Genomic DNA, 13,869 nt, shown 5'->3' on the forward strand with positions numbered 1-13,869 from the left:
AATCACGATACAGATGAACTTACACGAATATCAAGGAAAAGAAATTTTAAGCAGTTTTGGAGTTAGAATTCAACGAGGAATTGTTGCAAGTACTCCTGCTGAAGCAGTTGATGCTGCAAAAAAACTAACAGAAGAAACAGGTACAGGTTGGCACGTTATTAAAGCTCAGGTTCACGCAGGTGGACGTGGAAAAGGTGGTGGTGTTAAGTTGGCTAAAAACTTAGACGAAGTACAATCTATTTCTGATGATATTTTAGGTATGATGTTAATTACACCTCAAACTTCTGCAGAAGGTAAGTTAGTAAACCAAGTTTTGGTTGCCGAGGATGTTTATTATCCTGGAGATGAAGAGCCAGACGAATATTATATGTCTGTTTTATTAAACAGAGCTACTGGTAAAAATATGATAATGTATTCTACAGAAGGTGGGATGGATATTGAAACTGTGGCAGAAGAAACTCCACATTTAATTTTTACTGAAGAAATAGATCCATTATTAGGGATTATGCCTTTCCAAGCACGTAAAGTTGCTTTTAATTTAGGTTTATCTGGTGTTGCATTTAAAGAAATGACAAAATTTGTTACAGCTTTATATACGGCATATATTAATTCAGATTCTTCTATGTTCGAAATTAATCCAGTATTAAAAACGTCTGATTCTAAAATTATGGCTGTAGATGCTAAAGTTTCTTTAGATGAAAATGCTTTATACAGACATAAAGATTACGCAGCAATGCGCGATTTAAGAGAAGAAAACCCAATTGAAGTAGAAGCTAAAGCTGCTGGTTTAAACTATGTAGATTTAGATGGTAATGTAGGTTGTATGGTAAATGGAGCAGGATTAGCAATGGGAACTATGGATTTAATTAAAGAATCTGGTGGTGAGCCAGCTAACTTTTTAGATGTTGGTGGTACTGCAGATGCTGCAAGAGTAGAAACTGCTTTTGGTATTATTTTAAAAGACCCGAACGTAAAAGCAATTTTAGTAAATATTTTTGGAGGTATTGTACGTTGTGACAGAGTAGCACAAGGTGTTGTAGATGCTTATAAAAATATGGGTGATAAAATTACAGTGCCAATTATTTGTAGATTACAAGGTACAAATGCGATTGAAGCTAAAGAATTAATCGATAATTCTGGAATGGAAATTATTTCTGCTACAGAATTTCAAGAAGCTGCTGATAAAGTAAGTGAAGTTTTAGCATAAATTTTTATTCTAAAGTTTAAATATATATTAAAAAGCCTCATAATTATTGTGAGGTTTTTTTTATGCTTGTTATTAAAGTTATTAATGTAAGCTATTAAAGAGATTTATAATTTGATTTTAAAATCAGTGTCTAAACCTCTTAAATTCTTAAAGTTCTGTTAAACAAAAAAAATAATGTAACTTAATTGGTAAAGTTACGTTTAATTAAATATATAAATTAGATATCTTAAGGTATTTAATTGATATTAGTTAGTTTTTAATAGTTGATTAGAGTCAAAAGCTGTAAAGTTTTTGACTCTTTTTTTTATTGATAAGATTTAGTTTTTAGAAGGAATTTTATCACGATCTATTTTACCATTTTTAATGGCTTTATAGTTTTCGTAACAACTTAAAACGGCTTCTATCATTTGTAAATCAGACGCTTTTTTAATAAAGTATTCAGAATAACTACAGTCTGTTAAAAGATCAGTTAATTCTTGTCTATCCATTTGCAGATACTCCATCATTACTTCTCTATCAAATTTACCTGCTAACATTTTACGTAAATCGTCCTCTTTCTTTAACTTCTGTAATTTTTTTAATTGTTTTGGCTTTTTACCAAAGAGATTGTACAGGAAATCTACAGGTTGAAATAACGCTGCAACAAGAGAAGAGAAATCTCTTTTGTTAGGTTTACCAACTTCATAAGTTTGTGGTAATCCATTAATATGGATTCGTGTAAATTTATCTTTAGGTACCTGTTTTACATCAACCTCTAAAACTCCAATTAATTTGGTAGATTTTATGATAACTTCTCTAATTTCTTCAGGTTTTTCGTACAAAGCAATCTCTAGTTCATTTCCTTTTAGTAAATCATTTGTAACCTTAACTTTAATAGAAGAAAACCCTAAATAAGAAACTAAAATAGTATCATTAGCTTGGGTTGGTATCTCAAAAAAACCTTTATCATTGGTAATGGTTCCTTGAACTGTGTTTAAATTTAAAATATGTGCAGCACTTAGAGGTTGTTTATTTACGGCGTGTATTATTTGACCTTTTAAAGTTGCTGTACGAAGACTATCTTGCTGAGAAAATGCACTTAAACTAATTAATAAGCACAGTATGAATAGGTTTTTTTGCATGGAAACAAAATTAATGATAAAACTGATTAGAAAGGTTAATATTTTGTGAAGATGTTAAAAAAAATATTGATAACAGTGCGCACGAGAAGATTCGAACTTCCACTTTCTTGCGAAAACAGCCCCCTCAAGGCTGCGCGTCTACCAGTTTCGCCACGTGCGCTATTAATACAACAAATAAAGTTAAGTGTAGACTTAATTTTATTTAAATCGGGCTGGGGTTAAACCTTAAGTTTAATGCCAGCAATATTCCGTCTTTTAATTTCCTTTTTTTAAGATATTGACGATTTGTTAACTTTATTTTTCTACAAATGTTAAATTAACTTCCGGGCAGCAAAGATAATTATAATTATAGGTTTACACTAAATCTGTTCAGAAAATATTATGAGAAATTTATAAATTTGATATGAAAATATTTAACTAATGTGGAATTACTTATTTGTCAAATGTTTCTGAGTGATACGTGCAAATTAATAGAAGTTTGCTTGCTAATTTATATTGTTAAAAAAAAATCGATGATATATTATCAGAATTATAAAAAATATATAGATTTTATGACATATTCCTTCTATGATTTAAGGATATTACGTTCTCCTAACAAAAGACTTAAACAAAAAGTATAACCTCGTCTTTTGTGTATACCCATTAAAAAATACTTAAGATTTATATGTTTTATGGTCTGTTTTTTGTTATCAAACTTGACAGATAAAGAGTCAGAAAAATCTATTTACTTCCCTTTTTAGGCTGATTAATCCCCATTGGTTAAAGAGTTTTTTAAGATTTTTACATAAATTAGAAAAGTATTTTTTTGAGAATTCTATTCTCAAAAAAATGATGATGTTCTAAATGAAAATCAATAAACATATCTTTTAGATTAACAGTAGACACAAATAACAAATAATTTATGAAGCAGCATATCTTAAATAAAGCAACATTATTTTCTTTTGCTTTTATTTTGTTCACATTAACAGCTTGTCAAAATAACAAAGAAAAACAAGAAACTACATTTAACTATAAACTTCCTCCAATTCCTGAAACAAATACAGCAGCCGAAAACTCAGTTGAAATGGGGAGTTTAGATGGGTTTAACGAAGTAGATGTAGAGATACCTATAGCAAAAGGTCCTTATCAGCCTTCTTGGGAGTCTATAGAAAAACATTATCCTGGAACACCTCAATGGCTTAGAGAAGCCAAACTAGGATTATGGGTGCATTTTGGACCTCAATCTGCTGGAGAGAGTGGTGATTGGTATGCAAGGCGATTGTATATTCAAGGTTCCGTAGCTAATAAAAATCATATAAAAAATTACGGTCATCCTTCTAAAGTGGGATATAAAGATGTTCTTAAAGACTGGAATCCAAAACAATTAAACCCAGACCATTTGGTGCAAATCTATAAAGATGCTGGAGTAAGGTTTTTAATTATTCAAGGCGTTCATCATGATCAATTTGATATGTGGGATTCTAAATATCAACCTTGGAATGCAACAAATATGGGGCCTAAGAGAGATCTTTTAAAAGAATGGGAGCAAGCAGCTAGAAAAGTAAATATGCGTTTTGGAATAACTTTTCATCATGAATATTCTTGGTGGTGGTGGCAAACAGCTTTTCAAAGTGATACTAAAGGTGATAAGGCTGGTGTACCATATGATGGAAATCTTACACTAGAAGATGGTAAAGGAACCTGGTGGGAAGGCTATGATCCTAGACTACTTTATGGGGTAAATTTAAGAGAGTATAAAGGTGTTGCTCAAGCAGCAAATAGTAGATGGACTCCTTCTCCTGCAGGTATTTTTAAAAATCATTTAGATTACAGTAAATGGTATAGTCAATGGTGGGCTGCAAGAATGATGGATGCAGTAGATAAATATCAACCAGATTTTATATATACAGATGGAACAGACCAACAACCCTTTAGTGGATCTGGAACGGGTTCAGGATTTAAATCAAATGCTATGCAACATGTTATAGCAGATTATTATAATAAAACATTGCAACGTCGTGGAGAGGTTGACGTATTTAGTATCGTAAAATTTAGAGATAAAACTAATGGTACTGTAAATACACAAGAAGGACACATACCACACAAAATTAAAACGGATCAAGCTTGGATAGCAGAAACACCTGTAGGCGATTGGTTTTATGGACCTAATTTTACTTACAGTTCTGATGCAGTTATTCGCTATTTACTAGAAGAAGTTGCAAGAGATGGGAATGTGGGTATTTGTGTTTCTCTACTTCCTGATGGTTCACTAGATGAAGGAAGTTCACAAATGCTTAAAGAAATTGGAGCTTGGATGCGCATCAATGGAGACGGAATCTACGGTAGTTATGCTTGGGATGTTCTTGGTGAAGGAACAGATGGTAAACTTAATGTACTTCCAGGAGGTAAAATAGGTAAAAGACAGGCTGAACATAAATTTTCAACGAATGATATTCGATTTACCAAAGGGAAAAATGGTAAAATCTATATTTGGGTAATGACCGTTCCTGCTTCAGATGAAGCCCTACAAATTAAATCTCTCGGTCTAAGTCAACAACACGGTACAATTAAAACCGTTAAGCTTCTAGGGCAGCAAGGTGATTTAAAATGGAATCAAAACAAAGATAATCTTATGATTACTTGCCCAGATAAAATGCCTTTTAAAACAGCAATTGGATTTGAGGTAGAATTAGAATAATTGTAAAAATACTTTTCAAATAGTTTTGTATTTAACAAACTATTAACTTCTACTTTCCAGAATGGTCAATGTATGGTTTAAATGACCATTCTGGATTGTTAGAATATCACTAATTGCTATATCAATTGATTTATATGTAGTTTCTTATTCTTATTAATTTATTAGTCTAAGTATGATGTAATAATAAAAAATCCTTTAACTATTTACCCATATCCGAATTATTCCTCAATAATTATTACTTATTCAATAGTAAAAAACTGAGCGGGAGAAAATGGTGAACCACTATATCCTGCATCTATGGTTTGAACGCTCCACTCGTAATTTCCAGGAGGTAGATTGTGAATACTCCAACTTTTATTCATCCAAGCATTTCCAAAATTGCTAACTTTTCTTTTTCCAGTTTCAAGATTAGACATTGGGGCTATTAAGTATTTCCCAGTTTTAGTGTTTTTGAGATAGTAATTATAGGAAAGTAATTTTTTTGCTGACTCTTCATCTTCACCATTGTCCCAACTGAGCGTTACTTTATTGTTCTCTTTTTCTAATTTAAGTTTTTTAGGAGGGGTAGGAATGTAGTTTGCTATTTCTGTTTGGTTTCTTACAATCACGGCTATTCTTCTTTCGGTATCGTAACTCTGAAAATTGGTATTGTTATTACCGTTGATTATCAAGTCAAGTTTCCCTTTATTATCAAAGTCTGCCATAGTTATTGAGCCCTCACTCACTCCAGGTAATTTCATATTACTTTCTGCAAAAACACCTTTTCCATTATTAAGATATAATCTCGTTTGGCCTTGTTTTGCTATTTTTCCTGAAAGTACCAGATCAAAGTCTCCATCATTATCCCAATCTCCAAAAGCAGCATTATTTCCACCATTTTCAGGTTTTATTGATGAAATTTTTTGAGTAACCGTAAAATTTCCTTTATTGTTAAGGTAAAGATAATAACCGTCTTGACTACCAATTAAAATATCTAAAAATCCATTAGCATCAACATCGGCATAGGTTATACATTCTATGATGCTCTTAGAAAAGAGGCCTGTATCTTTTTTTTGAAAATTGCCTTTACCATTGTTAAACCATATACTAACGTTACTTTCATTTTCATTTTTTGACACTACACATATATCTACGTCCTGATCATTATCTAGATCTGCATAAATCAAATTCGGATTTTTAAGAGTTGATAGATGCTCAATTTTTGCTTTATCGTGCGTAAATGATCTGTCAGGATTTTGATAATAAAAATGTTGATCTCCTTCATTTCCAATAAAGAAATAGTCTGGAAACCCATTATTATCAAGATCAGATATACCGCAAGCGGGAGAACTTTTACCTTCCGTTTCAACCGAGAGTGTGTTTAGGTTTCCAGTACGGTCATTTATAAGGACTTCATTGTGAGTGTTCCAAAAATCCCACCCTGATTGAATTAAATCAACATATCCATCTCCATTAAGGTCTCCTGCTGCAAAAGTTGCTAAAGAAAGTTCTCTCAAGCGTTGAGTTGCTGTAAAATTAAATCCTCCTTGGTTGATACGAATACCTCCTTGATTAACCTGATGTGCTTCACCACCACTATAAGCAATATCTAACTCATTGTCATTGTTTAGATCTACTGCAATGGCTGAGCCCAGTTTGAAGCCTTCCCCAACGGCTATATAATCCACTATATTTTTTTTAGGTAATATTTCAGTTATACTATCCAAAGGTGGGTAATTAATTGGTGTTACCTTTTGTTTGATATGTTTAAAAGCCGGCTCTAATCCTGCTGCTCTGCGAATACTATCTGGTACTGTAGGTCCATTTTGTTCCCAAATATTATGAGAACCATTTTTATTTTTTGAGTAAGAAGAACGCTTAGACCAATTATTTTTAACAGTAAAATAATCAGAGCCTTCATCTAGATAGATATCTACCTGAGCATGTTTCATATCCCACATTAAGGGATTGAGAAAAGGATCCCCTGGTGTTTCTATTGTGTTGCCCACAATAGACGAGTTGGGTTGTGAAGATAAAGTGTAGATAGCTCCACCATCACGCATTTGATTACTAAAACTGTGTATATAGTTTGAAGTAATGTGGTTGTTATGCATAATGTTGGATCTTGAAGTCCAGCCCCATCCCATACTGATAGCAGAGTATGGAGTATTATAAATTTCATTATGATCGATGGTTACACCTGCAGCAAATCCTGTACTAATTGCTAAACAACCCCAGTCTTCAGTTGCTGGGCTATGGATGTAGTTGTTTCTTATTAAAATGTTTTCACAAATTTCACGTAAGTCATTAGGGTTATAGGCCTTATGTGCTTCAAAATTTTGATCTCCATAATAGCCTACCTGAATAGCTGTTCCACCTATATCGTAAAAAACAGAGCTTTGAATTGACATATCTTTGGAGCCACTAATGAAGTCTATTGCAGTAGCTGCCATATGTTGAAAAGTACATTCGCTAAAATGAACATTTTTTGCATTTTGAACTGCAACAGCTGAAGCTTGTCTACCTACCCATGCTACATTATCGCCAGGTGCATTCTCATCCACGTATGCATCATAAATATAGTTACCTGCTTGAAGCGGCACGTGTCCTTTATGAGTAGGTCGCATCCAGGTAGTATGTGCAAATGTTATGCCTTGAAATTTTAGATTCTTTACAGGAGCATCTAGCGTACCCTCTATTTTAATTAGTGTTTCTAAATATGGGACTATACCAGTGGTATTTGTTGTTTTTTCGCCAGCTCTAGGCCAATAATAAAGTTGTCCTTTAGAAGTATCGTTGTACCATTCTAAAGGACGATTAAGTAACTCTATGGCATTAGATAAGTAGAAAAAATGATTATGTGGAGCACCTTCTGTAGCTCTGAGAATTGGCCAAGGCCTCTTAAATTCAATTTCACTTTCTGGTTGTTTAAAAGTAAGTTTTGATCTTAACCCAAAGTTCTCAAAATCTTGTACCCGCATACTATTTGTTACCCAGTCTTGTATAATGGTAATTTCTAAGTTTTCTGCTTTAGAAAGGTTAATTTCTGGTGTTGGGATAAGAAGAGATTCTTCCGTTTTATTAGCAGAAATGACTCGGGTAAGTGACCAATCGTCAAAAGTGCTTGCTCGTTTGGCTTTAGTACCATTAATCCATAGCTGACGAAAATCGAGATATGTATTTTCGGACTTTGGGGTTTGAGCAACCCATATTTTGCCTTGTGCTATTTCAGGAAGACCATCTATGTTACCAGCTTGTTGCCAATTTGTGATTTTTTTGCCACCACTTAAAATAGGGACTTCATTTTTATAAGCAGTATAAATCACATGAAATCCATTTTTACCTCCATCCTTATCTGTAAAAACAATCGGCTTATCTAATCTATAAACGCCACCATGCAGGTACACGATAATATCATCAGTCATATTACTATTGACTTTAGCGACTGCTTTTTGTGCAGATTCAATAGAATTGAAGGGGAATTCTAAGGTGCCATTACCGTTTGCTTTTGCCGAAGGAAAGACGTGTATAACTTGCTGTGCTATTGAACAAGTCACTAAAAACATGATTAAAAATCCAGTAAAAATAAATTTTTGACAATATTTATTCATTGAGTTATTACTTTAATTCTATTAGTTCTAAAATATAAGGCGGTGGTATTTTACCATCAGGTTTTTGGTCATTATTGGGAGGCAGAGTTTCCCATCTTAACACATATTTGTCGAGTTGATTAATTTTTACTTCAATGGGGCTTGCATAGTTACCTTTAGTCATCACTTTATTAAGCATTTCTGGGTATGAATATTTAAAATCTCTCACATCAATTACGCTCATTGTTTCCTCATCTAATAAGATTTCACCATTACCGTATTTTGAGTGCTCAAAAGCAACAGCTATTTGTTTATTATCCAACAAATACATGTCCTTTATTTTTACAGCAAAATTAATAGAGCCCCAGCCTGAGAATTCAAAGCGATATTCCCAGTTGGTAATTTGTTTTTCTTGCCATTTTCCGTTTACTTCCGGGCGATAAACATACAGTTGCGAATTGCCTTGCAAATCATATTTCATATTACATAGAACAATACGATTCTTACTATCGACCACATGTTTTTGAACACCATTAAGCATCCCAGAACCCTTGATTGCTGATGGATTGACTTTTAAACTTTTTTCACTAAAAACCATGGGACTACTTACTGGTTGACCAATGGCACTCTCCCAGTTCTTTAAATTTTTACTTTTTGCATAGGAAAAATCGTGATTGGTGGAGCAATCGGGACTTTGTCTCCAAACCCAATATAGATGATAATAACCATCTTGTTCGTAAAATGGACCAGACATATAAGCATTTTTTTCACCTTCTCCATCAATAAGCGGTTTGTCTAGAAAACGCAACCACGTTTTGGTATTAGAATTCCATTTATTGTATATTTCGTAGCCATTTCCACTACCACCATAACGATAATGGAAAAGGAGTTCTCCGTTTTTGGTTTTAAGGAAATGAGGATAGGTTACCCTATTTTCTTCAGATCCTGTCATATAGTGCACCTCTTCAAATTCAGAAGCATCATTCGGTCGTTTTGATCTCCAGTAGTTGAGTTGTACATTGTGCATGTTACCACTAATATGAATATAACCTTTTTTATCAACAATAATAGCAGTGTAATTGTGGCTGTCCCAACCAATTTTTGAATTAAGTATTGTCTTATTAAAAGAGTTTGTTTTTAGTTTTCGGTAGGCAATAGCAAAGTTCTTATCCTCATCAAAATATGCAATATAGTGTTTATCACCAGCAATGGTTTGTGAGAATCCAACAGGAAAAGAGGCTTCTATGGTATCAACAGGAATACGATTTTTTATTTTATACTGTGCATGGGTATTAAAGAAGCCATAAAGACTTAAAACCATAAAAATGAAAAATGATTTTATGTGTTTAAAATTATTGAAACTATATATGATGTATTTTTTAATTTTCCATTTCATGTTCTGTTTATATAAGAATGAACTTTCTTTATTTGTCATGTGTTTTTCTGATATTATAAGATGCCTCTAAACATTAAACTACTTTTTAATATAAATACTCTTTGGAGGACCAAGATAGCTAGGTTTTGCACCTCCTGTATTAATTACAAACTTTTGAAATACCACTCCATCATCTATTGCCCAAATCTTTAGAGTGTGTGTACCTTTAACCAATTTTTTATGTTTGGTTTTTTTAATAGCAATGTGATTACTAACACGGTTTGACCACCAATTACTACCTTCGTGCAGATTGACAATTTGAGGTATTTCATCATCAATAGATACAGCAAACTTTAAACCATCATCTCTATTAAAATTATAGCTAGGAGATAAATAGGCTGATACCTCAACATCAGCAGTATCAAAAGTTGTAAAAGTGTATGCTAGATGTGGATGATTTTTTTTAAATTTTGTAGGGACTTTATATTGAAAAATAAATTTGTCTAGTTGGGTTTTATTTTCACGATAAGCAATCTGTAGTAGATGTTTCCCTTTTTCCAGTTCTCCTAGTTTAGAGCTAAACCAGTTTTCTTTCCCATAACGTCCATTTTCAAGAATCCATTTACCCTCATCAACTCTCCAGAAAAAGGAGTCATCGTGTGCATTGTCTGATAGCATTTTAAAGTTAAAGTTATATAGACCAGTCTTTGAAACAGTAAAATTATATGAAGCAATATCTTCTGATGAAGTAGCGGCTGGACTATTACCATTATGGTCTAGATCAGGTGAAATTTCAATGTATTTGTCTTCAGTAGCATTAATTTTAGTATGTACTTTCCATACCTCACCAAGATTACCTTGTTCGGCTTCTAAAATAATATCGTAATCTCCTGTTCCTAGTTTAGGTTGGTTAGTAATAGGTGTATTTATTGTATTACTTGGAGAAATAGTAACTGATGAACTTGTGCGGCCAAGGTTAGGAATGGTTAGCCATTGATGGTCTTTCTTGTGTATCGATTTATCATAGTTTTCTGCTTCTATAGAGATTACATCCATGTTTTCAATAAATCCATGAGGAGATGATATGTCATTTCGAATAGGAACTTCAATTATAAAGGATTGATTTGATCCAGCAAGTTTTATAGTACCTATATTTTTGCCTTTAGGAGCTTTTTCCCAATTAATACTTACAAAAACTTTTTCATCAGAAAGCAGCTCTCCATTTTTTTTAGACACTTGAATCCAATCCTGCTTTGGAGCTAGTTTGTAATGTAATTTCTCGTCCCCTTTATTAAAGATATTTATGTACCATTCTTGTTTGTTTGCGTTATCAAAAGTAGAGAAACTACTGTGGTATTTATTAGCAATACCATCAAAAGGTTCAAAAGTCGTCCATCCTTTACCATATTCTATGCTATAGGCCAAGTCAGCCGATTTTCCACTAGCATGGGTGTATGAAATAGGAGGCATATTATTGGGGGTTGAAGAATGCCAATGTTTTTGCCCAATATGTGTTTGGTTAAACATGTGGTTCCACTTTCCGTTTTCTAAACTATGAATGGTTTTGTGAAATTTTTCGTCTTTAAAAAATAGTTCGGTTGTTTTTTTGGCATATTTACTTGCCGAATGTGCAGCACCACGATCTACGTAAAACTTGTTTTTAGCTGCGGTTAGCAGCATTTCATTTAAATTGGCACAAGACTCTACAGGAAACCTTACTAATTGATAGAATGATGATTGATATTTTTTAGGTAATTTTTTTGAAACAGCTATAGTTCTTTCATTCAGTCTTTTAAAGTCTTTAACCACACGATCTGCTTCTCTGTAATTTTCAAGGCTATAGGTTGTAGGTTCAAGCATTTCGGGTGTTCGCCTTGAGTTATACTTGGTATATAGAGATAGAATTTTCTCAATTTCTTCTGCATATTCTGCACCAAATTGTTGTTCAGCCCATTGTGTATAATAATTAGGTAATTCATTAGCTGAAATAGACTCAGGGTTCCAAGCATAATCAAACCAAAAACTCATTGGGAATTCATGAGGTTTAATATCACCTACATTGGCTATCCACAGTTCTTTTGCACCGCGCTCATAAGCAAGGTTCATTTGTTCCCACACACGCTCTATTTGCGTTACATTAGCCCATTTGTAAGATCTTGGACTACCCACATAGTCAAAATGGTAATATATACCAAAACCTCCTTTTCGATGTAAATCTTCTTTCTTAGGTAAACTTTTAATATTTCCCCAGTTATCATCACAAAATAATATGGTTACATCGTCTGCTGGACGTAGTCCTTTGTCATATAAATTTTGGACTTCTTTATAAACAGCCCAAACTTGTGGTGTTTCATTAGCTGGTTTTCCAGTAACATTTTTAATAATTTCTCTCTGATCTTTTAATATTTTTTGAAGTGCTGATGTTTGCATACCTCCAGGAATGTCCCAATCACCATCACCACGCATACCTAGTGTTATAACACTTTCATAATTTCCCATGCGCTTAATACCTCCACGCCAAAATTCTTTTAGATTTTTACTGTTTTTGCTGTAGTCCCACTCGCCATTATCACCTCTATGCCATTCGTGGTGTGCTCGCATCATAGGTTCATGGTGACTTGTAGACATTACAATACCGTATTCATCAGCCAAACGGTGATTTTCGGGGTCATCTGCATAAAAGGCAGGTACATTCCAGTCTGAACCTTTTTCGTACCACATTGCTGGCCATAGAAAGTTAGCTCTGTTACGCAAAAGTAGTTCATAAACTTTTTCGTAAAACTTATGATTCCACCCTCCAAATTTATCATAAACCCATTTTGCCATAGAGGGGCGTTCATCATTTATGAAAATACCTCTGTATTTGATTTTAGGACTTTTAGAAACAAAGTTGCATTTTTCAAGATATATTTCTTCCTTTTGTTTAATAGGAACATCAGCCCACCAGTACCAAGGTGATACCCCCATTTTTTTTGAAAGTGTAAAAACACCGTAAGCCAAACCTCGTCTATCGCTACCTAAAATAACCAAACATTCTTCTACTCCATCAAAGGGATTGTCTATTGTTTGAATGATAAAACTCTCCCATTGTCCTTTAATTGCATCAACATTTATCTTCTTTTCAGCTATAAGTTTTTCTATAAGTGCGTTTTTACCTAGGGTACCTAAAAGAATAATTTTTTTTTCTTTATTAGCAAAATTATGATGTACCTGTGGTTTTTTATCGGTTACTTTTTTAATATCACTAGCCAAAAATTCTGCTGATTTTTTAACTAAAATATTTTCGGAATTATCATAAAAAATACTTGTTGCACTTTTTTTATTAGCAATAGAAAAATGCTTTTTTGGGTTTCTATTTTTATTGATAATGTTTATTTGAGAAAAAGAAATACTTGGTAATATTACCATTAGAATTAGTAGTTTTTTCATAAGGCTAATTTATATAAAAATTATGTTTTTCATTTTATGGATTAAATAATTTATAGAGGTAAAAGGAACAAATAGAATCGATTATAATTGCTTTATTTAAAAGTAATTTTCTGCGCAATAAGTAACATGTTTATTCAATAGATAAGTAAATTTTTTATTCAAATACTTGATTATTAAAGGAAAAGAAGAATATGGTTTTTTTACCACAATCTTTAAAACATCCACTTGTTTACAAATCTGATTGGGTAAATAAGTTAAAATTATTATTTTATCATAAACTATATTTCTAGTTTTAATGATATCGTTAATAATCTTAGATGCATGGCTAAATTAAGGTTAATTTATACCAATTTAGATAAATGATGTAATAGAAATAGTTAAATAGAATAGCTGTGTTCTCTTAATTATTTAATTGTTAATAAAATCAATTAATTTGAAAGTTTTAAATAAATAAACTAGACATTTTCTATTGTACAAGAAAATAAATTAGA

General features: G+C 32.7%; 6 protein-coding genes and 1 tRNA gene. 2 read left to right on the forward strand and 5 right to left on the reverse strand.

Annotated features, from left to right (window positions below; translation table 11 throughout):
* The first annotated feature begins 13 nt into the window (after positions 1-13).
* Positions 14-1,207, forward strand: coding sequence for an ADP-forming succinate--CoA ligase subunit beta (gene sucC / locus ACWYN7_RS07125; RefSeq protein WP_462859197.1), 1,194 nt, complete (start codon positions 14-16; stop codon positions 1,205-1,207).
* 317 nt (positions 1,208-1,524) lie between these two features.
* On the opposite strand, the gene ACWYN7_RS07130 is transcribed toward sucC, so the two are convergent.
* Positions 1,525-2,328, reverse strand: a complete 804-nt coding sequence (locus tag ACWYN7_RS07130) for a carboxypeptidase-like regulatory domain-containing protein (RefSeq protein ID WP_462859199.1) — start codon at positions 2,326-2,328, stop codon at positions 1,525-1,527.
* Positions 2,329-2,404: 76 nt separating this feature from the next.
* Positions 2,405-2,488: transfer RNA gene (locus ACWYN7_RS07135), tRNA-Leu, on the reverse strand.
* Positions 2,489-3,229: 741 nt separating this feature from the next.
* On the opposite strand from ACWYN7_RS07135, the gene ACWYN7_RS07140 reads away from it, so the two are divergent.
* Complete coding sequence (locus ACWYN7_RS07140) at positions 3,230-5,005, forward strand: alpha-L-fucosidase (protein ID WP_462859200.1); 1,776 nt, start codon at positions 3,230-3,232, stop codon at positions 5,003-5,005.
* A gap of 239 nt (positions 5,006-5,244) precedes the next feature.
* On the opposite strand, the gene ACWYN7_RS07145 is transcribed toward ACWYN7_RS07140, so the two are convergent.
* Genes ACWYN7_RS07145 through ACWYN7_RS07155 form a run of 3 tightly spaced genes read right to left on the reverse strand, consistent with a single transcriptional unit; the run spans position 5,245 to position 13,378 of the window.
* On the reverse strand, positions 5,245-8,595 hold the full coding sequence (locus ACWYN7_RS07145) for an FG-GAP-like repeat-containing protein (protein WP_462859201.1): 3,351 nt from the start codon (positions 8,593-8,595) through the stop codon (positions 5,245-5,247).
* A gap of 7 nt (positions 8,596-8,602) precedes the next feature.
* A complete protein-coding gene (locus ACWYN7_RS07150) occupies positions 8,603-10,009 on the reverse strand; it encodes a BNR repeat-containing protein (RefSeq protein ID WP_462859202.1) in 1,407 nt (468 codons plus the stop codon).
* Between the two features lie 39 nt (positions 10,010-10,048).
* Positions 10,049-13,378 carry a glycosyl hydrolase 115 family protein gene (locus tag ACWYN7_RS07155; RefSeq protein ID WP_462859203.1) on the reverse strand — a complete coding sequence of 1,110 codons (3,330 nt, stop codon included), beginning with the start codon at positions 13,376-13,378 and terminating at the stop codon, positions 10,049-10,051.
* Positions 13,379-13,869 lie beyond the last annotated feature (491 nt).

The organism is Polaribacter sp. M10 (assembly GCF_054968445.1).